Here is a 19,259-nt window from a genome sequence, read left to right on the forward strand (position 1 = left end):
CTTTGGCCCAAAACATTGGGCGCAAAAGCCGCGCACAGAATTTAGAATTCAAAGCTAATTGCGCACAGCGCAAATTTTGGTTGGTCCCATACCATAGACGTGGCCTCCGTGAAGCTTGAAGTTTGCCGCTTCCAACCCAAAGTGGACAAGAATGATCTACGTCAAGAGCGGAATGCGGACTTCCGCCGTAGTTTTCTCAGATGGCGGCTGTAGGCTACAAGATAAGCGGGTGCTATTGCTTAAGGTCAGCGATGCCCAGGAATCCGGACTTTGCAAAATTTAGCGGACGGCCCAATTCGGACGTGGCCCGATGGGCGTCGTTGCTGCGGTGCAGCCCGCCAAGCCAGCCATTCGCCGCGAGCGCAACGCTAGAAACTAATTCGACGCGAGCACATGACCTTGCCGAAACCACCTGCCAAGAGGCCGGAGATTGTTCCATTGTCGATTTCCAGATCGACTTTTATCAGGCTCGGACTCGCCGGGTTCATAAACACCCCTTGTTCGATTTGAAATGACCGTTGAGATGATACGACAAAGTCGTGCAATACACATGCTAAGGGCCCCGCAGCCATCCCCGTCGCGGCTTCTTCCTCAATCGCGTATCGGGGCGCAAACATGCGGGTTGTAGCGTCTCGGTCGGTCGCCGATGGGTCTCTTGTGAAGACGTAGTAGCCGATCAAATCCAGTCGTTCGCTGATTTGCGTGATTTTGGCAAAATCTGGTTTCACATTGGCAAGACCATCGGCATCAGCGAGGCCGATGACAATGAAACTGTTACCGGTATTGACTAAAACCGGTGGTATTTCCTGATCAAGATGATGTCTGTTGATCCCAAGGGAGTTCAGTACATCGTCGATGCTTACACCTTTTTCCACCCATTCCTCTGGTATCGCGTATTTTGGGGCCAGCTGTTCCATATAGGCGGCACCCTCTTTCATTAGTATGCGCCTTGGCCCATCAACTGTCTCCTTCGAGGTGTTGGGATTGGGAATCCGGCCCAGCGCGTCAAGGTGAGAGAAGGCGGCAATTGTTGCATGACCGCAATGAGCGATGCGCCTGTTCGGTGTGAAGAAATCCAGTTTGAAGCCCTCTGTCTTGGACTGCGACACAAAGGCCGTTTCGGACAATCCAACCCTTGCCGCGACGGTTTGCATATCCTGTTCGCCCAATTCATCAGCATCCAGGACGACGCCTGCGGGATTTCCACCGGCGCCACTGTCGACAAAGCCGTGTACGATTTCAACCGTTACCTGTCTGACAGTATTTGCTTGCGTATTCATTGGTTTTCTCCATGCGTCGGCCGCACCTTTGAGCATGGTGCGGCCAGTTTTACGTCAGTTGCTGGCGGCGGTGATGCGGTTCAGAAAGGCGGTCATTTGCGCCGCAATCTCGGGCCCATATTCTTCCAGCGCGAAGTGACCCGTATCGAGCAGATGAAACTCGAGATCATTCAGATCGCGTTCATAGGGATAGGCGCCTTCGACCGGAAAGATGTGATCATTCTTACCCCACATCAGTAGCGCCGGGGGTTGATGCTTCCGAAACAGCGCTTGCCATTTTGGGTACTCGGCAACATTGGTGCCGTAGTCTAGGAAGAGTTCAAGTTGCACCTCTTGATTACCTTCGCGGTCGAGCAGGTATTGGACATGCCAATAATTGTCGGGACTGATCAGTTCCGGTTTTTTAACGCCGTGGGTGAACTGCCATTTGGTTGCATCCAGAGTGAGGAATCCACGAAGCTGGTCGCCGTTCTCTTGCGATGGCTCGGCCCAATAGGCTTTGATTGGATCCCAGAACTCGCGCAGCCCTTCCTCGTAAGCATTCCCGTTTTGAATGATGAAGCCGGTTACCCGCTCGGGCTGTTCCGCAAACATTCGGAAACCAACCGGGGCACCATAGTCCATCAAATAGACCGAGTACTGTTCGACTCCCTTCCGGTCGAGCAGCGATGTCATCATTTCGGAGATATTCGCGAAGGAATACTCGAAGCCTTCGGCCTTTGGCATCTCCGACGCTCCAAATCCGGGAAAATCGGGTGCGATCACGTGGTAGTGCTTGGCCAGTTCAGGGATAAGGTTGCGGAACATATGTGATGAGGTCGGAAAGCCGTGAAGCAGCAGGACAGTAGGTCTGTTTGGATCTCCTGCTTCACGATAGGCGATAGCGATGTCGCCGATTTCTTCCGTGCGGAAGCTGACAGCCTGCGTAGCTTCAATTCCAGTCTCTGCGGCGATTGCTGGCGCCGGTGTAAATGGCGCAGCAATGGAAAGTGCGAGAATGCTGGCGCTCAGGACGGATTTCAGATTGCGCGACATGGATGTTTCCTTTCTTCAGGTTACGGCGTGCGTGCTTGAACGCGCGGGGCTTGATATCGGTCAGTTTTGCTGACCCAGTGCCTCTTCGAGCCTTGCGTTTCGAGCTTTCAGTGCTTCCAACTCAGTGCGAAGCGGGACGAGGTAATCTTCAAATTCTTCAAGGGTCAGGCGTTGGGGGATGTGCTGCGGGCAGTTCCAGTCCATCGCCTCAAACTTGATCACAATCGCCCGCTCAGGATGAGCGCGATAGCCCGGCTCACTCAGGCGTTGCATCAGCGCCGGATCGGCATTGGCATCAATGAGTTTCGCCCGACCCCAGATCTTGAGGCGCCGCTGATTGGGATAATCCATCAGGATCAGCGAGATTCGGTCATTGCCCAGCAGATTCCCAGTGCTGAGATATTGCCGGTTGCCGCGGAAATCGGCGTAGGCAAGTGTCCGTTCATCCAACACTTTCAGAAAACCCGCTGGTCCACCGCGAAATTGTACATAGGGCCAGCCGGTTTCCGAGACTGTTGCCTGATAGAAGCCGTCTCTTTGCCCGATGAACCTGGCCTCGACCGGGCTGATTGAGTCCTCCTGACGCGTGCCGTCCAGAAACTTCGCGTAGCCGTTAGCTGACCCGTTTTTGGCCTGCGTTTCGCGAACGGAGGACGTGAAGCTGATCTCTGCAAAGGGTCGTGCCATTGAATTCTCCATCTCGGCCTGGGCGATGCCCTGGGACTGAGGTGAAGTTAGTTGGAGCTTTCAAGTTGCGGAATTTGGATACTTGGCAATATATTATTCAAAAATATGGAATAATATCTTGGACAGATTTCACGCGTTAAAAGTCTTTGTGAAGGTCGCCGAACTAAAAGGTTTCGCTGCTGCGGCCCGCGACCTCAACATGTCACCACCGACAGTGACCCGAATGGTTTCTATGCTTGAGGACAGCCTCGGGCTACGTCTTTTTGTACGCACAACGCGCTCAGTGATGCTGACTGATAGCGGGCAAAGGTTTTTTGAGGATGCCAGACGTATTCTGGCTGACCTTGAAGAGGCCGAGCGCGCCGCTGTCGGTTCCTATGCCGAACCGACCGGGGAAATTAGTGTTACTGCATCAGTCCTGTTTGGCCGTATGTTCGTCACTCCAATTTTGGGCGAATTTCTGGATCTGTATCCAAAGCTCTCAGCGCGCACGCTCTATGTGGACCGAGTGGTCAATCTGATTGATGAGGGTCTCGACGTCGGGATCAGAATTGGCAACCTCGCTGATTCCAGTTTGATGGCTGTCAGGTGTGGTACGGTGAGGCAGGTCGCGTTTGCTTCCTGTAAATATCTTGACCAATATGGCGAACCAGATACGCCCGATGATTTATCCTGCCATGCAATCATTAATTCAACTGCCTTGAATGCATCGGCCCAATGGCATTTTCAACGGGGCAGAAAGACTGTCACCAAACGCATGAGCCCACGCATCAGCATGAACACAAATGACGCTGTGATCGAGTTGGCCTTGCAAGGTCATGGTGTCGGGCGGCTTCTGTCCTATCAAGTCGCACCCTACATTGCAGATGGGCGGCTCAAGACTGTTCTAAAGTCGTATGAACCACCCGAAGTCCCCATCCATCTTGTGCATCAAGAGGGACGAACCGTGTCTGCGAAGGTGCGCACCTTTGTTGACTTTGCTGTCGGACGTCTAAAATCAGATCCCCTTCTTGTCGGGAATCAAACACAGGTCCAAAAGCAAGATTAACAAATGGGCGGGCGTCGCGCTATTCAGCCACTGCCGCGACCGAGGCGATCCATGCATTTGGCACAAAGGCATCATCCAACGCGGTGTCCGCCACATGGTTCGTATAGTTCGACAGGGTTTTCAACGCTGTGCCGAGGATGACTTCCAGCATAGATTGGCGTGTGTAACCAGCCGTCAGAAACGCCTCGACCTGTGCGTCGCTGGGCCAGCCTCGGCTTTCGTTGATCACGATGGCGAATTTGCGCAGTGCTTCCAATTTGGGGTCGGCGATAGGGCTGCCATCGCGTAACGCTGCGATCACGTCTTCGGGGATACCAGCCATCTGTGAAAGAGTGGTATGGGCGGCCATGCAGTACTTGCACCCGTTCAACCGGTTGTTAGTCATAAGGATGATCTGGCGCTCAGTCTCTGACAGGCTGGTCTTTCCAAAGATGTTGGCAAGTGTCGTATAGCCTTCCAAAATCGCGGGCGCTTCGGCCATGGCCGCATAAAGGTTGGGCACAAAACCATATCCTTTCAGCGATGCTTCCAGAATTGGTTTCGCGGCATCAGGGGCTGAGGCGATTGTATATGTCTCAAAATCAGTCATGTCTGGTTTCCTTTGGGAAGAGTTTTCGACACACGCGAATTGTCATTGCGGACAGGGCGTCTTGGAGAAATGCCGGCCTTTTGGGGAGGGGAGAGGCAGCGGCGGCTCCGACCGGCAAAAGCCACCAAATTCCTCGATCAAAGGCTGCCGACAGGCGTGTGGTGGATGTCTGCCCACTTGGCATGGGCGCCTTGGATCACGGTCTCTTTGTCCTCAAGGTACTTCTTGAAGATTTCCTCATTCACAAAGAGATAGAGCTTGTCGTCCACGATATCGGCATACCGAACATCGCCATCAAGCTTCTTGCCTACATAGACGCCAAAGGCGCAGAACCCGCCGAATTGAGGCAGATGTGCAGTCGGATCCGCCTCGAATGTGGCTTTCGCTGCCTGCGACGCAAAATAGTAGTCCACTCCATCATGGGCCGATGTAAAAGTGGCGTTGCCCATTTCGGGTTTTTCGGCTTCAAACATCGATACAGGATCGACGCCATGCATGCCGAGGGGCTGCCCGGTCAAGGTAAGACTGTTCGAAACGTTGTATTCATCGTCAGCCAATGCCGCCGCCGCCAGGGCGAGAGTCAACGCTGTTGTAAGCGCGGGAAATGTAAAGATGCGTGTCATGATATGTCCTTTCAGGATGTCAGGATCAAATTTGAAGATCGATTTGGGTCAGGCCGATTGGCCAATGCGCTCAACCGCGTCGTCGGTCCACCAGACGCCGTTGGCGACCATACGGAAGTTGATGATGGCGGCGAGATACCCGTCACCTTCAGGCACCTTAGCCCCGGCTGTGGCATCGCGAACGACAGCGACTTCGTAGCCTAGCTCCAGCAGCTCGTAGAGATGCGCCTGCGTACAAAGGTTCGCCGACATCCCCGCGAGGATAACCTTGTCGATCTTGCGTTTACGCAATTGCAGGTTCAGGTCATTCTGAGCAGGGCTGTAAACCTTGTGTGGCGAGCAAATGATGGTTTCGCCATCCTCGATGTACTTCTTGTATTGCGGCATCCAGTCGGCACCTGAGCCCTCGAAGTTGTCCAAATTGAGCGGTCCCAGGCGGTCAAACATGCCGATGCTGTGCATCGTGGCTTCCAGAGTGCCCTCGAACTCCCACTTGTGGTCATGTGGGTAGTAATAGTGGGGCGAGATGAAGACCGGCATCCCGGCAGCCTTGGCGGCAATGAAAAGCCGTTCGATATTGTCGACCGTGCCCTGTTCGGTCACGCTTTCGCCAACGACACCCCACGTCACACCGTCCTCTGACAAAAAATCAATCTGGGGGTCGGTCACCACAAGCGCAGTACGCCCCGGCTCGATGGTCATGTCGATTTGGGGAAGGCCTGGATTTTCCGGGTCAGCATAGTAGGCGCGTGCTTCGTCGGTCGCGGCATGGGCCTGCCCGCCAGCCACTATTGTTGTACCTGCCGCGGCCGCACCGGCGGCTTGTTGCAAGAGTCGCCGGCGCGCCATATCAACGCGTTCGGGCGTGACGTCGCAAGCGCAGCTTGCTCCATGTTTGTGGTCATGATTGCTCATTGCAAATTTCCTTTGTCTGAGAGGGGCAAATGGGTTTGCTTTACTCGGCAACGCCCCAGGTGGATCTGACAAAGAAGAAGTTATGCACCACATCGATTGAGGTATCGGCCCGCCCTGCCAAGGTTTTGGCCGAACCTGCCATGTGGTCTTGAGGTATGTGCCTAGTCGGAGGTCGCTTGCTGCCTGAATCGTGCCGGAGCCTGGCCAACCCAGCGCTTGAAGGCGCGGCTGAACGTGCTCTGTTCCGAAAACCCGGTCATAAAGGCGATCTCGGCTATGGAAGCCTTACCGTCACGGAGCAGGTCACGGGCAAGTGCAACTTGCGCCTGACCAAGAACGTCGCGATAGGTCAGCCCTTCTTCGGCCAACCTGCGGTAAAGCGTGCGCTCGCTCATTCCCATCTCTTGTGCGACATGCGCTGCTTGCGGCGCGCCGTTACTCAAGGCCGGTGTAAGCCGGTGGACAATTGCTTGGCTCAGTGAGGTGTCGTCATCGCGAGAGTTGAACTCCTCATCCAGGTGCTTCGTCATGAAATCTGACAAGCCCGGATCGCCAAGACGATTTTCGCTTTCCAGCATAGCAGGGCGCATAGCAATGGCGTTGTGGGCGCTCCCAAATCGAACCGGGCACCCGAAATATTCGGCGTAACGCTCTGGTTCTTGTCTGCATGGATGCTGAAACGTGACATATGCAAGCGACAACCCATCACCCACAAACCGATGCATGTTCCTCGCAAAGGCCGCAAGCGCGCATTCGTTGCGCAGCTCCAAGGCAGCGCGATGTGATGTTTGTCCCTCAAAAATCCAAAGGACCGGATCGCCGGTTTCATCAAGTCTGTAAACTGCGGTGTCCGTTACGAGACGAAAATAACGCTCGATCCGTTGCAAAGATTGCCGCAAGGTCGGAGCTGTCTTTACGGCTAGGCCAAGGACGCCGAGATCATCGGTTGCAATCGCGTTCGCATAGGCCTCAACCAACGCGGCCTCGTCCGCTTGTTGCGCACGAATCCAATCGATCAGATCGAAATACGCATCATCCGCCAATTGGCCGTCTTGAGCTTCTGGTAGACGCAGCACGACAGCGCCATTCGAAATCAGGGCGCCATCGTCGTTTAGCGTCATCCCGGCGGCGTTGGCCATCGCGCGGGCGAATGCGTAAGTTACACTTGCCATACAGTGAGATTAGCACTGGAAAGCTCTTTCGCGCCAGATCGTCCAACCCTGTGATAGGTATAATAAATAGAGACAGCCTCGATCTTCGGGCGCTTGAGGATAAATGCGCCAAACTGATAACACTCGTCATCAGGTTTTCTGAACGGTATCGTCCGAAAGCGTGCGGAAGCATGCAGCCATAGAGGTCATGGTAGATGGGCGAAATTTTCATATCTGTGCTGCTGCCGCTCGCAGTTGTTGTCATCATGTTCTGCCTTGGCCTCGGACTCACAGCGGCTGACTTTCAACGTATCGGACGACGTCCACGGGCCTTTTGCGTCGGCGCTCTCAACCAGATCATTTTGCTGCCTTGCATCGCTTTAATGGTGACTTTTATCTTTGGAATTTCCGCTGAGGCAGCCGTTGGCATCATGATTTTAGCGGCCTGTCCGGGCGGGGCGATCAGTAACATCGTGACCAAGCTTTCGAATTGGGATGTCGCTTTGTCCGTTACTCTTACAGCAGTCTTCAGTCTGACTTGTGTCGTTACCTTACCGCTCATCCTGGGGTTTTCGATGCAGATGTTCATGGGGGCAACTGCGCCCGCTATCGACATTTCTTCGACGGCTTTAGCAATGTTTTTTTTAACAGCTTCACCGATCCTAGCCGGGGTGATCGCGCGATCCTTGGCGCCGCGAATTGTAGCTGCGGTCGAACCAATCTTTAGCAAGGTCTCTATGCTACTTTTTGCGATGGTCATCGGAGGCGCTATCATTTCAAACTGGGTGGTGGTCGCGGATAACTACCTTAGGCTTGGACCCGCACTTTTTGTTGTAGGTGCGTCACTCACGTTTATTGGCATCATGAGTTCAGGGATGCTCGGATGCACAGACATCGAGGCGAAGACGATTTCAATTGAGACCGGCGTTCAAAACGGAGCTTTGGGAATCGCAATTGCCACTTTGCTGTTGCCTAACACCAATGGGTTAAGCGAATATGCCATACCATCCGCAATTTATAGCGTGGTCTGGATCGTAACAATGTTGCCTGTCTTCGCCCTGCTTGCGCGAAGAAGCCCAAATTCATGATCCTGACGCCTATTCGCTAGCTTTGGTTATGCGCTGAGCCAAGCCCCTTTGTTTCCATGCCAGAGCGCCGTCTGGTCAAAGAGCGATCAAGGAGCTCCAAAGCCCGTTGTGGAACGGCCGCTTTGGCGATTTTCCCTGTTGAAGGGAAGAGCTGTTGCTGCCAGTGCGGTGGATCCTGCGTCAGCGAAGGTGTAGACGCCAAGGTCAGTTTTGTCCGCAAGTCGGAATTGCAAAGTCTTGGATTAAGTGTCCGGATTGGGCTGGACCTGCCAAACATGCAAGCCGCGGAGAATGGCCGCATAGAGCCCACTTTGGCCGATGCCGCGCGTTGTCCGAATTACAGAAATGCGCAGAACGCGGACTTTGCAAAATTCGAAGAACGATCATTGCGAGTCTTTGCCGAGACCTTTTGGAGCAACCGCTATTGGGAACTAGCTGGATATGCTTTTGATCTAATCTGCTGCTCTGCCGAAATCTCGCGCCTGTTGCAGGTCGCTTTGATTGCAAAGTCAGGCGATGGTCACTGTCCCGAATTGGTTTTCGCGATACTGCAAAGCAGATCAACATGTCGATCCAACCAATCCTCGTCCAGTGCTTCGTGACGTATGAGCTTGCGGAAATAAGGTGCCGCGACTGCTAGTTCTATAAGCTGTTCAACCGGAACATCCGCGGCGATCTCACCGCGGTCTATTGCGGCTGCAAATACTGCTTCAACACTTGCGAACCTGTCTTTCATGAATTCAGTGATCACCAACCGCGCTTCTACGTCGGTGGACGCAGCAGCGACCACCTGAGGCGCGATTTGGCCCCATGGTGTGTCATTCAAGGCTCCCATCAGTACGCCGAGTAACCAGCGCAGGTCAGATCGCAGCGGGCCATCGGTTTTGGGCGGTATGTTCGGCGGTGTGGCGATGCGCCTGAACGCTGCATCACGCAGACTGCGCGCATCTGGCCAGTGCCTGTAAAGTGTGCTGCGCGAAATACCCGTTGCCTTTGAAACCGCGCCATGAGTTACGTGCAACACGCCCTCATCCCTCAGTATCCTTTGCGCCGCATCAAGCGCGGCCTGCCGTGTGGCGATCAGCCTGGGATCTTCTTTCAATCGCCCCTCCTGTAGAACACTTTGTTGCGCTATAGAACATTTTGTTCTATAAGTGTGATCAGCTAAAAACTAAAGCTCAATACTCAATTCCGCAAACAAGTCTTGTCAAAATGGGAGCGTATCAATGTTCAAAGTGGCAGCAACCCCGCTGGCGGTACTCTTATCGATGGGTGCGACAACCGCATTGTCCGAGAGTGGCACCTACGAGCTGGATCCTGGACACAGCCAGGTATTGTTCAGCTACGACCACATCGGGTTCTCAGAAACATTTGGAATGTTCTCAGGTTTTAGCGGCGAGATAGAGTTCAACGAAGATGATCCGTCTGCGTCGTCTGTCACAGTGTCTATGCCTGTAAAATCCATGATCACGGGCTGGGATGCCCGTTTGCAACACTTCATGTCCGATGACTTTTTCAGCGCGAGCGACGGTGACGTGGTCACATTTGCCTCAACCAGCATTGAAGTAACCGGGGACAATTCCGCGGATATTTCTGGCGACTTGACCATGAACGGCGTCACCAAGCCTGTTGTTCTGGAAACAACGCTTAACAAGTCAGCGCCATACCCGTTTGGCCCAAAAGAGGGCACGCCGACCTTGGGGCTGGCTGCCACGGCGACTATCGTGCGGTCTGAATTCGGACTTGGGGCCTTTGCACCTGCGGTGAGCGACGAGATAGAGCTCTTGATCAATATCGAAGCGTTAAAAGCTGAATGATGCGTGCAGGGGCACCGATACGGCGCTGAGCACTCAATCTTTGATTTTGGCGGATGGTCAACACGATGAATGTACACCTGAGAACATTGGCGGTTGCTGTGACGGTAGTGACATTGATGTGCTCGATGGCGTCCGCGCAAGAGCGCTCCTTGCCGGAGCGCATCTCGCCCCGTCCTGAAACGACAAGCGGCGTGCCGCACACTCAGATTGGTGTCGAAATTAATGCCGATTTGGCCCAGCTATTGCTGGAGCGAGTTGCGCAATTCCCGGGGGTCATACTTGGCCCCACACGCATATCATTACCTGGCGCGATTGGCTTTCAGCTTGATCCCGATATGTTGTTGTCCCAACCGAACTCTATCGTCGGTGGGTTTGAGTTTGCGCACATGCATCCTGATGGCAGCTTGCACGCCTCGCTCGACCCAGAAATGGCGCGAAGGGCAATTGAGGCTGGCTGGGCCGTAGCTCACCCTTGGGCCAAGCAACGTCCTGGGTGGAGCGGCTTTGTCATGATCTATACTCCAACCACACCCGAAGAGCTGGATGTCGTCATCGAACTGGTTGAAAGCTCGTACACCTTCATCACCGGAAACACCTTGGGCTAAGCTCGAATTGCGCGAAAGTGTGCGGGGACGCCTGTTTTCTGTCAGAGAGCAGTTTCAGCCACCTTGTTTCTCGCAGTCATTTTTTTCTTAAATTGTCGCCGTGGCGAATGCTCGATACCTTCAAGCCATTCACACTAATGGTAGCTGCCGTCCGCTTGTTAGATTTTGCAAAGCTCGGAGTGGAAGTTCCGCTTCGGGCTGCCATCGGTCACAGATGAGAAGAACTACGGACTGATACCATTAGATTGGATACTTCGAAGTGAACCTTCGTTAGCGACGTGAAATGCGTTAATCATTCACCTTAATTCTAGGTTTCGCCAGCCAATAAGACGTTTTGCTCGGCTGTGTGTTTCAGCGCAAGTTTGGGAACTTGCAGGCTTAGCAAAATGCCCAGGCACAAGTTTTGGTCACAAAAATCTATTCGTCTGTTAATTTTGGTTCAGAGGAATTGGTTTGGCTAAAAGGACCACATCGACTGATGAAGCGGAAAATTGCTGCGATCCTAAGCCTCGATGTCGTCGATTATACCAAGCGCATGTCAGAGGATGCTGAGACCACGCTGAACACTCTACAACGCATTTTGGACGATGTGATCAGACCGTTGGTCCATGAAAACAAAGGACGAATATTCAAGCTGATGGGAGATGGTGCTTTGGTTGAGTTTGTTGCAGCCACAGACGCAATTAATGCTGCCAGCCAGATTTTCAATCAGATGAGAGATGAAGACGTAACACTTCGAGGAGGTCTCCACGTTGGCGACGTAATGCCAAATGGCACAGACTTGTTCGGAGAGGCCGTGAATGTTGCGTCGCGCCTTCAGTCCAGCGCGCATATTGGAAGTTGTCTCGTCAGCAAGACAGCTGCTGAAGTTGCGGGAACTTCGCTGGCGGTTGCTTTGCGACCAGAAAGCTCGATACGGTTGAAGGGAATTCCAAATCCAGTTGAAGCCTACTCTATTGATTTAGATGGTGACAAAAGACGCGCAAAGAACAAGCTGCTGGCTAGCTCTCAAGACGTCCGCTTTGCAAAATCAAAAGACGGTACAACGCTTGCCTGGACATCCACTGGAAGTGGTAGAAAGTTACTGGTCACACCAAACTGGCTTAGGCATCTGGAATACGATTGGACGATGAACACCATCGCCGGGTGGTTGCCGCTGCTTTCTGAAAATCACTGCCTTTATCGGTTTGATGGTAGAAACAATGGCTTGTCCCAGAGGGGCGTGCAGGATGTGTCTTTGAATCGGATCGTCGAAGATGTTGAGGCCGTACTGGACGCAGCCGGGATCGAAAAAGTTCCATTGTTTGGCATTTCTTTTGGGGCAACCATTGCCGCGGCTTTTGCCGCAAATAATCCTGACCGTGTTTCGGGGTTGGTTCTACTCGGTGGATTTGCACAAGGACTCGCGGTGCGTTCACAGCCCGGAATTGCCGCGCTTGGGCAAGCAATGATGGATATGAGTCTTGAAGGCTGGAACGATGAATACCCTTCTGCAAGAGACTTGATGGCGCAATCATTTGCTCCAACCGCAAGTCCGCATGACCAGCGCACTTATGCAGAATTTATGAAAGTGGCAATGGACCATCAGGATTGGCTCAAGATTGGACCACTGGTCGCAGGGGTCGACGTAACCGATCTACTTCTGCGGATCACCTGTCCGGCTCTGGTTATGCACGCTAATCGAGACAGGATGCACAGTGTTGAACAAGGTAGGATTTTCGCCTCCGGTATCCAGAAGGCGCGCTTTATTGGCCTTGAGACAGCAAACAATACGATGCCAGAGTATGATCCTGCCTGGCCTAAAGCCCTAGTGGAAATAGAGCGTTTTTTGAATTCAATTTGAGCAGTGTACGTTGTTCTTCGCCAAAACTTTATTGTTCGAAGGTAAGAGGATGCCGTGCGCCCTTCGATTTTCGATACTGGAATTAAAAAACTCTAGGCTTCTCGTCATCGACCGCTTTGTCCTGATCTCGGAAATTGCAAAGTCTTGTTGCGAATGTCCGGTTTGGGCTGGTTGCGGTCAACCATGCTCATCGTAGAGACTGGTGGTTCATGGTTCCGCAGAGCAGTGTTGGGGAAATGCTTATCCGGGGCGCTTTGGTTCCTAGCAGGAGAGGCGCTTAGAAGAAGCGCGCACTACTACAACGACAGTCGCCATAGACTTCAGATGTCAAAAATTGGGTAATGACGGCAGGTAAGCTGTACTAGCGGTCTGGGTCTGTATCGAGTTTGCCCCAGAAATCGTCAACCAGATCTGAGAAGCCATCATTCGAGGCCGCCTTGGGCAGTAGATCAGCTCCTCGCCGGCGTTCGACCTCGGCCATTAGTTCTTCTTCTGTTACTGTCTCAACCACATCACATCGAAGAGCTTCAATCTCGTCCGCTGTCCACGACTCAAATTTGTCAGTGTAGAAGCCTAGGGAATACGGCTCGTCATCAGAAATCTGCTTGATCACAGCATTCCAATCTTCGCTCTGGTTCGATTCCTTTTCGACCCTCTATTCAGGTTCGCGAATGGACTCACGGATCAACGGCGGCAGCTTTGCCTGAGCGCTTTCCATATCCACTCCGGTTGTTAGCAGCCACATGTCCACGATCTTGCGAACAAGCGACCAAACAGTTTGATTTCGTGGGTGGTCTTCAATTCTGCCGCCAAGGCCTTTTTCCTGAATGCCCAGCTGTTCAGCGGCCCGTTCGTTCATTCGAATATTGTAATCAGACACTTCCGCGAGTTCTGAATCGTTCTCAGCCACAGCTCGGGCGACCTCTTGATCACCAACATAGACAACCACCTTCAACATCCCGCTACCCCTTCCTTCGCCGGTTGATCACTCGGTCCAGGTGGCCGTAGTCCAGATCTCGCATGATCCTTTGCACTTGCTCTGGATCGACTTCGCGATCTTTTCCAGCGGTGTGGACGATGTGTCTGACGTAGATCGCCAACGCGACAATGATCACGGCGGATAAGATCAAGCTGAAATGCTCGGGCCCCATCACTAAGTCTTCTTCCTTGGGTCTTCGTTCCCGAGGTCGTCGAACACGTTGCCGCTACCATCTGTGATCTCAACATCATCGTCGTCAGTCACTAGATCCCAGGTGTTCTCTTTGACCCATTCATCCCGCCATTTGGGCGCGTCGGCCGGACGCTGTGCAAAATCGGCGATTTGCTCGAAAATCATTTTGCGCAATGCAAGCCAGACCTCCGGACCCTCTTTGCGACGAGCTTGCAACTCTGCGATCAAGTCACTTAGAGGAACATCCTTTAACGGGCGCCCGAAGGTCTCTTCTTCTGAAAAATCATCTGTCATCGCTCAACATCCTCGACACTGATCGTCAAGACTAAGATCTTGTTTGGTTTTACAGTGATCTGTTTTCCTTCAATCTCTCGAAGTTGGCCGTTCACCAAAGTCTCGCAGATTACGAAAATTGGGATTTCCTCTTCTGCAGTCTCGTCACTCATCTGGCTTACCCTTCGGATCAGGCACCTTTCGCGACCGGATCTCATCCGAGGTAATCGGCTTGGTAAGTTTTGCTCGACCGGCCGCAATTTCAGCCTCCCGAAGCCTAAGCAAACGCAAGGTTTGTTCATCCAGCTCAACGTCGTCATCATCACCCATCAGACTTCTCCCGAGTACAGTAACAGTGAGAACAGAGCACTTGAGACCTGTCGGCTGTCCGAACGATGTCACCAACGAGGCCCCACTCTTCACACGTCACACCGCATCGAAATTCCATCCAGTCAGCGTACTCCTGGATGAGATCGTGGTATCGACTGAAACCGATGAAAATCTGGCCATCCTGGCCTTTCTTAATATCCGAGATCTGAATAGTTCCAGGGTCCAGTGCCCTGAAATCCTGACTGAAGGAAAGCTTGTGGAGTGCTTGCGAAATCATGGCGAGCCAGCCCTTTCCGACAGCAGGAACAAGAGATGCGCAATCCGGAGAAACGAGGTCTGGATAGTTTTCCACAATGTCTAGCCTAAGGCTGTCGGGCCAGGATTCTTCGGCGCCCTCAAATCGCCGCCGCAGAGCATCATTGTAGCACCAGATGCAAAGCGTCGTCACAAACATCAAGGATGTTCTGGCGTTGGGCAGAATTAGAACAACCTTCACAGGTTTGCTCAATCTGATCGACACGCCATTGAATCTCTTCACTCGCAGCCTGGTTGCAGCCCGGGCGCTCATAGACGCGCAAGCCTCCCCATTTCTGTTTGATCTGAACGATGGACGGGTGTTCATCACCAAACAGGTCGGGCTGCTCGTCGATCAACCTCTTCACTTTCTCAAGTGCAAGCGTAAGCTGCTCCGCCCACCCGGCACGATACTCACCAAGCTGCTTGAAGACGCTTCCATGAATATCATTCCAGCCGACAATACTGCTCATCACTGACCGCCGGGCCCGCGCCTCTTTGAGATCGTGTGAAACCTCCGCCATAGCAGTCATCATACGGTCGACCACTTCGCGGTCATCACACTCGACATGTGGAACCTCGGTCGACCATGTAACGTCAGAGACGTGCGGAGCTGGGTAGTTGTGCGCCATCACCAAACGCATCTCCTCGGCGTACCAGGCGTCAAATGAGCGGAGATCATCTGGCGCTCCATGGTCCTCGATCACACCTCGGACCTTTTCCCGGAATTCCTTCCAGCTCTTTTCGACATCATCCATCAGTCACATTCTCCAGAACTTGGTCTTGTTGAGATGGAAGACCCCTCCCGGGATATGGCAAATGGCAATCGGCGGGACATGACCGGTGGCCCGCGAGCCCGTATTCATGAGCTTCCGGGCGTAGTCCTCATCATCGTAGTCTTCCATAATCTTATTGAAGTTCACTTGTTGTTCGGCGGTCATCACCAGTTCTGCTTCACGCACGCGGGGCACCGATTACGGTCATCCGTTCGGTCGATCTGACCGAAATATCCACAAATTGAGCAGGTCAACCTGTCCCGAACGGGCTTCTTTCGAACGCCAAAGAACCTCTTCCTTTCGGGGTGGCGCTTGCTCGCGACATCATGCGCGCACCAGCAGCAAAGTGTCGTGTACCAGCCGTCCAGAAGTTGGGTCTCAGCAGCGTTTGAGCATCGTTCACAGGTACGAATTGCTCGTGCAATTGTGGCGGTGATCATCGACTGAATTTGTCGATCATCACACCGGTGGTAGATGCGGAGCTCGCCGAGGTTCTCTTTGATCTGGAGGATGAAGGGGTAGGTGGCATCCTTCTGATCACAGTATTCTTTAACCTCTGTGAACAGCGCCGTGACCAAGCCTGACCAGCCTTCGGGTGTGCGACCGAGGCTCTCCTCGACCGATTGCTTGATATCGTTGAAGTCAATTGTGTTAGTAACATCGTCCGCCATGTCGGACTCCTCCAGGGGATGGTAGGAGGCGTCGGAATCGAACCGACTCGTGCACTCTAATCTGGAGCAATTACAAGGATATAAGCCTCGCCCGCATACCAATGCTGCCTCCCACGGATTTTGCGTGGGTTATCGACCTCAGGCCGATATTCGATGGCAGTGGATGCGTGTGAACGTCATGACCGCAAGCTGAACCAGTTCGCATAACCATGTCAAGACAGAGCGTGCTGCACTTAGAAATTCACCGCGTAGTTCTGGGAACCTTCTAGCTTAGCGTGTGCCAAAAAGACTGAAGTATCCTTTTTTGCGGGTCAGTGCAGCGCCGAGTAGCTCTCCGACAGCGAAACGATTCGATACCCTGTGATCCGGACTCGAACTCAGATACTCCGTCGATAGTTCGCTCTGAACCGACGTGCGTCTTTTGATCTGCGTCTTATGCGCTCCGTTTTAGAGAAATACAAAAGTCTTGATCTGACCAAACCTCAGCGGCAGCATTGACCTGCATCTTTCGAAAATGGAGATCCCGGTTGCAAGACCTTGTAAGTCTCATTCCATTTAGCGTCTCGAGTCATTTGTGATGATACGTTCCTCACCTGAACTGCTGGCAGTTTCGAGGCGTTGGTATGAAATACTCAGAACCAAAAAGAATACTGACGAGTTGCAGGATTTTCTGTCGAAGGCAGATGAACTACGGTTTGTTGGGACAGGCGAAGGAGAGTTTTGGAGCGGGCAAGCAGTTCGCGATGGGGTTAGCGGCTTTTTCGCGGAGATCCCCGCTCCCGTCGTTTTCGAAGAAGTTGAAGCTGAGGCCTTCGAAAACGGAGAGACGGGATGGTCATCCTTCGTCCACAAGATTCAGTTTGTCGGCTTTGATGAAGCCGTCTTTTACCGCACCGTTCTGATTTTTGTCCTGGAGGGAGCAGCCTGGAAGATCATCAATCGCCACGCTTCAGTGCCAACTCCAAATATTGAACTCGTGGGTAAAGAGCAGCTGGCCATCCAAAAACTTGTTGATGCTGCGCGCGAAGATGGACCCGAGCTGATCCAAACCGAAGGTTTGGCTTCAGTACTTTTCACTGATGTAGAAGGCAGTACAACGTTGGCGGAGGCGTTGGGCGATCAGCGTTGGTCGGTGCTGATCGAAAATCACTTCCAAGTCTTGGCGGCGATCATTGAAAAGTATCATGGCCAGTTCGTGAAATCCCTTGGAGACGGAACGTTGTCCGTCTTTCCGTCCGCGAAGGAAGCGCTAACGGCCGCTGTCAAGATTCAGAAGGCCATTGCACCGGCTTCCGAGGAGCCGTCTTTCGGTGTGCGGATTGGAATTCACACTGGCGATGTCGTGCAATCTCGTGGAGATTTTTTTGGCACTGTGGTCAACAAAGCTTCACGCATAACCACGGTTGGTGCGGCAGGCGAGATACTCGTTTCAGATGCGACTCGCGCCATGGTCGGAGGACGAACCGATTTCTCATTTTCTGAAATAGAACCCAGACTCCTGAAAGGTCTACGCGGTCACCACGTCTTGTATCGGTTGGAGTGGCAAGATTGAGTATTTCGGTTGCCTCAATGCCGACAGATCACACAGATACCCCGCAAAGCTCAGTCGCAAAAGTCTTGCGGTACGCGCCACAGCTCACATCGCCAGCAATTCCTGATGAATTGCGGCCATTGCCCCGGTGTCGCGTGTGCAATACGCCACAAGATCAGCATATACCTTAGGGCTGCAAGCGCAGTGGGAGAATTGAATTTGATGTGTACTTGAACTGAATTAGACTAGTAACAAACTGTTCAGACATCTCATCGTGAGGTCATCATGGCAGCTCCATTAATCCAAGACTGGGAACTCACAGCCGCCATAAAGGACTTAGCCGATTGGCTGGTTCAACAGGGCTTGGAGAATGCGCCGGTTGAAACCTGGTTGGAAGCATTCTGCAAACGTCTTGTTTCGGCAGGGATTCCGCTTCTGAGAGCAAACATTACTGTGCGCGCTCATCATCCCGAGATTGGGACAGTCGCTTTCCGCTGGCACAGGGATGGCGGTCATGAGCGAGAGAACTTTGTCCGAAGAACGGATGCGCCTGAGGAATACGTTCTAAGCCCGATTTACTATCTTTTGGCAAACAACGTTTAAGAGATCAGACAAGATCTGACAGTCGAAGAACCCGCGCTCAACTTTCCGATCTTCGACGAACTTCGCGAGCGCGGTGCAACTGACTACTTCGCTGTTAAACGGTTTTTCCTTATTCAGGACAATACTACGCCAGTCGATCCAATGCAGGCCTATGAAGGTGCTATAATCTCGTTGACAACCGACGCGAGCGGGGGATTCACAAGCGAGCAACTTGATGGTTTGCGTCAACTGATATCTCCACTTTGCCTGACGCTGAAATGTGGGGCGAACCGACTGATGGCTGAAGACATTACAGCCGCATATCTGGGCAAGGACGCCAGCAGGCGCGTTCTTTCCGGGGACATCACCCGAGGTTCATCGGAAACTATTTCAGCGGTGATTTGGTATTTTGACTTGCAAGGATTTACCAAATTGTCAGAGGCGCTTCCGGGGGACTCAATCATAGAATTGCTAGACGACTACTTCGCGGAAGGTGTTGACGTAGTCGAACGCAATGGCGGTAACGTTTTGAAATTCATGGGAGATGGAATGCTTGCCATCTTCGATATCAATCAAGTTCCGGACGCTCGCCGCGTCGTAATTCACGCGGCAGCGGAGTTGCGAGATACCTTTGAGGAACTCAACCAACGACGGCAAGCGGATGGTTTGCCAATGACCGGCTTCACTCTTTCGTTGCACGCAGGCGATGTTCTTTACGGCAACATCGGCGGTAGATCTCGCTTAGATTTCACAGTGGTCGGCCCAGCGGTAAACACAACTTCGCGCATTTTAGGCATGTGCAGCGCGCTTGATCAGAACATTGTGGTTTCCGATAAGGTGGCAGGCGACTTGGTGGGCTCCATTCCAAGTCTTGTTTCCCTGGGGCAATACAGATTGCGCGGTGTTGCTGAAAGACAGGAGCTGTTCACGATAGACTAGATAAAGCTCAA

Annotated in this window: 24 protein-coding genes and 1 tRNA gene; 8 read left to right on the forward strand and 17 right to left on the reverse strand. The window is 52.8% G+C overall.

What is annotated here, in order from left to right:
* Positions 1–368: 368 nt before the first annotated feature.
* From AC2FI9_RS19070 to AC2FI9_RS19080, 3 genes are read right to left on the reverse strand one after another with little or no spacing between them, the layout of a single operon-like run.
* Entirely contained in the window at positions 369–1,280 is a 912-nt protein-coding gene (locus AC2FI9_RS19070; RefSeq protein WP_496769832.1) for a PhzF family phenazine biosynthesis protein, read from the reverse strand.
* Positions 1,281–1,334: 54 nt separating this feature from the next.
* Positions 1,335–2,315, reverse strand: a complete 981-nt coding sequence (locus tag AC2FI9_RS19075; protein WP_281995597.1) for an alpha/beta fold hydrolase — start codon at positions 2,313–2,315, stop codon at positions 1,335–1,337.
* A 60-nt stretch (positions 2,316–2,375) separates the two neighbouring features.
* Positions 2,376–3,002: a pyridoxamine 5'-phosphate oxidase family protein gene (locus tag AC2FI9_RS19080; protein WP_496769834.1), complete on the reverse strand. Its 627-nt coding sequence runs from the start codon at positions 3,000–3,002 to the stop codon at positions 2,376–2,378.
* Positions 3,003–3,084: 82 nt separating this feature from the next.
* On the opposite strand from AC2FI9_RS19080, the gene AC2FI9_RS19085 reads away from it, so the two are divergent.
* Positions 3,085–4,050 (forward strand): LysR family transcriptional regulator, encoded by a 966-nt coding sequence (locus AC2FI9_RS19085; RefSeq protein ID WP_496769836.1) that lies wholly within the window; start codon positions 3,085–3,087, stop codon positions 4,048–4,050.
* Between the two features lie 19 nt (positions 4,051–4,069).
* Here the strand turns inward: AC2FI9_RS19085 and AC2FI9_RS19090 are convergent, their stop codons facing one another.
* The 4 genes from AC2FI9_RS19090 to AC2FI9_RS19105 form a co-directional block, all read right to left on the reverse strand.
* Positions 4,070–4,639: a carboxymuconolactone decarboxylase family protein gene (locus tag AC2FI9_RS19090; RefSeq protein ID WP_496769838.1), complete on the reverse strand. Its 570-nt coding sequence runs from the start codon at positions 4,637–4,639 to the stop codon at positions 4,070–4,072.
* Between the two features lie 137 nt (positions 4,640–4,776).
* A complete protein-coding gene (locus AC2FI9_RS19095; RefSeq protein ID WP_010443192.1) occupies positions 4,777–5,262 on the reverse strand; it encodes a YHS domain-containing (seleno)protein in 486 nt (161 codons plus the stop codon).
* 48 nt (positions 5,263–5,310) lie between these two features.
* The gene (locus AC2FI9_RS19100) at positions 5,311–6,177 is read right to left on the reverse strand and encodes a cysteine hydrolase family protein (protein ID WP_010443191.1); all 867 of its coding nucleotides are present in this window, start codon (positions 6,175–6,177) and stop codon (positions 5,311–5,313) included.
* A 161-nt stretch (positions 6,178–6,338) separates the two neighbouring features.
* On the reverse strand, positions 6,339–7,349 hold the full coding sequence (locus AC2FI9_RS19105; RefSeq protein WP_170686482.1) for an AraC family transcriptional regulator: 1,011 nt from the start codon (positions 7,347–7,349) through the stop codon (positions 6,339–6,341).
* Between the two features lie 194 nt (positions 7,350–7,543).
* On the opposite strand from AC2FI9_RS19105, the gene AC2FI9_RS19110 reads away from it, so the two are divergent.
* Complete coding sequence (locus tag AC2FI9_RS19110) at positions 7,544–8,416, forward strand: bile acid:sodium symporter family protein (protein ID WP_496769840.1); 873 nt, start codon at positions 7,544–7,546, stop codon at positions 8,414–8,416.
* A gap of 520 nt (positions 8,417–8,936) precedes the next feature.
* Here AC2FI9_RS19110 and AC2FI9_RS19115 read toward each other — a convergent pair.
* The gene (locus AC2FI9_RS19115) at positions 8,937–9,518 is read right to left on the reverse strand and encodes a TetR/AcrR family transcriptional regulator (RefSeq protein ID WP_496769842.1); all 582 of its coding nucleotides are present in this window, start codon (positions 9,516–9,518) and stop codon (positions 8,937–8,939) included.
* Between the two features lie 124 nt (positions 9,519–9,642).
* Between AC2FI9_RS19115 and AC2FI9_RS19120 the strand changes: the two genes are divergently transcribed.
* The 3 genes from AC2FI9_RS19120 to AC2FI9_RS19130 all read left to right on the forward strand — a co-directional run bounded on the left by AC2FI9_RS19120 (position 9,643) and on the right by AC2FI9_RS19130 (position 12,681).
* Positions 9,643–10,233 (forward strand): YceI family protein, encoded by a 591-nt coding sequence (locus AC2FI9_RS19120; RefSeq protein WP_496726648.1) that lies wholly within the window; start codon positions 9,643–9,645, stop codon positions 10,231–10,233.
* A 65-nt stretch (positions 10,234–10,298) separates the two neighbouring features.
* The gene (locus tag AC2FI9_RS19125) at positions 10,299–10,838 is read left to right on the forward strand and encodes a luciferase domain-containing protein (RefSeq protein WP_029622210.1); all 540 of its coding nucleotides are present in this window, start codon (positions 10,299–10,301) and stop codon (positions 10,836–10,838) included.
* Between the two features lie 478 nt (positions 10,839–11,316).
* Positions 11,317–12,681 (forward strand): alpha/beta fold hydrolase, encoded by a 1,365-nt coding sequence (locus AC2FI9_RS19130; RefSeq protein WP_170806685.1) that lies wholly within the window; start codon positions 11,317–11,319, stop codon positions 12,679–12,681.
* A gap of 361 nt (positions 12,682–13,042) precedes the next feature.
* On the opposite strand, the gene AC2FI9_RS19135 is transcribed toward AC2FI9_RS19130, so the two are convergent.
* The 9 genes from AC2FI9_RS19135 to AC2FI9_RS19175 form a co-directional block, all read right to left on the reverse strand.
* Positions 13,043–13,294, reverse strand: a complete 252-nt coding sequence (locus AC2FI9_RS19135) for a hypothetical protein (RefSeq protein WP_496769846.1) — start codon at positions 13,292–13,294, stop codon at positions 13,043–13,045.
* Between the two features lie 42 nt (positions 13,295–13,336).
* The gene (locus tag AC2FI9_RS19140) at positions 13,337–13,639 is read right to left on the reverse strand and encodes a hypothetical protein (RefSeq protein WP_496769848.1); all 303 of its coding nucleotides are present in this window, start codon (positions 13,637–13,639) and stop codon (positions 13,337–13,339) included.
* Positions 13,640–13,834: 195 nt separating this feature from the next.
* Positions 13,835–14,146 (reverse strand): hypothetical protein, encoded by a 312-nt coding sequence (locus AC2FI9_RS19145; RefSeq protein WP_496769850.1) that lies wholly within the window; start codon positions 14,144–14,146, stop codon positions 13,835–13,837.
* Entirely contained in the window at positions 14,143–14,298 is a 156-nt protein-coding gene (locus AC2FI9_RS19150) for a hypothetical protein (protein WP_496769854.1), read from the reverse strand. Before AC2FI9_RS19150 ends, AC2FI9_RS19145 begins: the two co-directional genes overlap by 4 nt.
* A complete protein-coding gene (locus tag AC2FI9_RS19155; RefSeq protein ID WP_170334772.1) occupies positions 14,291–14,455 on the reverse strand; it encodes a hypothetical protein in 165 nt (54 codons plus the stop codon). The genes AC2FI9_RS19150 and AC2FI9_RS19155 overlap by 8 nt, the downstream gene beginning before the upstream one ends.
* Positions 14,456–14,871: 416 nt before the next feature.
* The gene (locus tag AC2FI9_RS19160; RefSeq protein ID WP_496769855.1) at positions 14,872–15,507 is read right to left on the reverse strand and encodes a hypothetical protein; all 636 of its coding nucleotides are present in this window, start codon (positions 15,505–15,507) and stop codon (positions 14,872–14,874) included.
* A 3-nt stretch (positions 15,508–15,510) separates the two neighbouring features.
* Positions 15,511–15,711 (reverse strand): hypothetical protein, encoded by a 201-nt coding sequence (locus AC2FI9_RS19165; protein WP_496769857.1) that lies wholly within the window; start codon positions 15,709–15,711, stop codon positions 15,511–15,513.
* A complete protein-coding gene (locus tag AC2FI9_RS19170; protein ID WP_496769859.1) occupies positions 15,690–16,196 on the reverse strand; it encodes a hypothetical protein in 507 nt (168 codons plus the stop codon). The genes AC2FI9_RS19165 and AC2FI9_RS19170 overlap by 22 nt, the downstream gene beginning before the upstream one ends.
* Positions 16,197–16,215: 19 nt before the next feature.
* Positions 16,216–16,309 (reverse strand) — tRNA-OTHER (locus AC2FI9_RS19175).
* 464 nt (positions 16,310–16,773) lie between these two features.
* Here AC2FI9_RS19175 and AC2FI9_RS19180 point away from each other — a divergent pair.
* The 3 genes from AC2FI9_RS19180 (at position 16,774) to AC2FI9_RS19190 (ending at position 19,248) form a co-directional block, all read left to right on the forward strand.
* Positions 16,774–17,748: an adenylate/guanylate cyclase domain-containing protein gene (locus AC2FI9_RS19180; protein WP_496769860.1), complete on the forward strand. Its 975-nt coding sequence runs from the start codon at positions 16,774–16,776 to the stop codon at positions 17,746–17,748.
* Between the two features lie 264 nt (positions 17,749–18,012).
* The gene (locus AC2FI9_RS19185) at positions 18,013–18,330 is read left to right on the forward strand and encodes a hypothetical protein (protein ID WP_496769862.1); all 318 of its coding nucleotides are present in this window, start codon (positions 18,013–18,015) and stop codon (positions 18,328–18,330) included.
* Positions 18,331–18,471: 141 nt separating this feature from the next.
* Positions 18,472–19,248: an adenylate/guanylate cyclase domain-containing protein gene (locus AC2FI9_RS19190; RefSeq protein ID WP_496769864.1), complete on the forward strand. Its 777-nt coding sequence runs from the start codon at positions 18,472–18,474 to the stop codon at positions 19,246–19,248.
* Positions 19,249–19,259: the final 11 nt, after the last annotated feature.

It is taken from the genome of Ruegeria sp. CDSA246 (assembly GCF_059611225.1).

Excerpts from the sequence above, each read along its gene's own strand:
- AC2FI9_RS19120 (WP_496726648.1), top strand. The coding sequence starts at position 9,643 with ATGTTCAAAGTGGCAGCAACCCCGCTGGCGGTACTCTTATCGATGGGT.
- AC2FI9_RS19125 (WP_029622210.1), top strand. The coding sequence starts at position 10,299 with ATGAATGTACACCTGAGAACATTGGCGGTTGCTGTGACGGTAGTGACA.
- AC2FI9_RS19080 (WP_496769834.1), bottom strand. The coding sequence starts at position 3,002 with ATGGCACGACCCTTTGCAGAGATCAGCTTCACGTCCTCCGTTCGCGAA.
- AC2FI9_RS19160 (WP_496769855.1), bottom strand. The coding sequence starts at position 15,507 with ATGGATGATGTCGAAAAGAGCTGGAAGGAATTCCGGGAAAAGGTCCGA.
- AC2FI9_RS19130 (WP_170806685.1), top strand. The coding sequence starts at position 11,317 with ATGAAGCGGAAAATTGCTGCGATCCTAAGCCTCGATGTCGTCGATTAT.
- AC2FI9_RS19095 (WP_010443192.1), bottom strand. The coding sequence starts at position 5,262 with ATGACACGCATCTTTACATTTCCCGCGCTTACAACAGCGTTGACTCTC.
- AC2FI9_RS19075 (WP_281995597.1), bottom strand. The coding sequence starts at position 2,315 with ATGTCGCGCAATCTGAAATCCGTCCTGAGCGCCAGCATTCTCGCACTT.
- AC2FI9_RS19185 (WP_496769862.1), top strand. The coding sequence starts at position 18,013 with ATGGCAGCTCCATTAATCCAAGACTGGGAACTCACAGCCGCCATAAAG.
- AC2FI9_RS19100 (WP_010443191.1), bottom strand. The coding sequence starts at position 6,177 with ATGAGCAATCATGACCACAAACATGGAGCAAGCTGCGCTTGCGACGTC.
- AC2FI9_RS19145 (WP_496769850.1), bottom strand. The coding sequence starts at position 14,146 with ATGACAGATGATTTTTCAGAAGAAGAGACCTTCGGGCGCCCGTTAAAG.
- AC2FI9_RS19180 (WP_496769860.1), top strand. The coding sequence starts at position 16,774 with ATGATACGTTCCTCACCTGAACTGCTGGCAGTTTCGAGGCGTTGGTAT.
- AC2FI9_RS19110 (WP_496769840.1), top strand. The coding sequence starts at position 7,544 with ATGGGCGAAATTTTCATATCTGTGCTGCTGCCGCTCGCAGTTGTTGTC.
- AC2FI9_RS19190 (WP_496769864.1), top strand. The coding sequence starts at position 18,472 with ATGCAGGCCTATGAAGGTGCTATAATCTCGTTGACAACCGACGCGAGC.
- AC2FI9_RS19155 (WP_170334772.1), bottom strand. The coding sequence starts at position 14,455 with ATGGGTGATGATGACGACGTTGAGCTGGATGAACAAACCTTGCGTTTG.
- AC2FI9_RS19140 (WP_496769848.1), bottom strand. The coding sequence starts at position 13,639 with ATGTTGAAGGTGGTTGTCTATGTTGGTGATCAAGAGGTCGCCCGAGCT.
- AC2FI9_RS19070 (WP_496769832.1), bottom strand. The coding sequence starts at position 1,280 with ATGAATACGCAAGCAAATACTGTCAGACAGGTAACGGTTGAAATCGTA.
- AC2FI9_RS19105 (WP_170686482.1), bottom strand. The coding sequence starts at position 7,349 with ATGGCAAGTGTAACTTACGCATTCGCCCGCGCGATGGCCAACGCCGCC.
- AC2FI9_RS19170 (WP_496769859.1), bottom strand. The coding sequence starts at position 16,196 with ATGGCGGACGATGTTACTAACACAATTGACTTCAACGATATCAAGCAA.
- AC2FI9_RS19090 (WP_496769838.1), bottom strand. The coding sequence starts at position 4,639 with ATGACTGATTTTGAGACATATACAATCGCCTCAGCCCCTGATGCCGCG.
- AC2FI9_RS19150 (WP_496769854.1), bottom strand. The coding sequence starts at position 14,298 with ATGAGTGACGAGACTGCAGAAGAGGAAATCCCAATTTTCGTAATCTGC.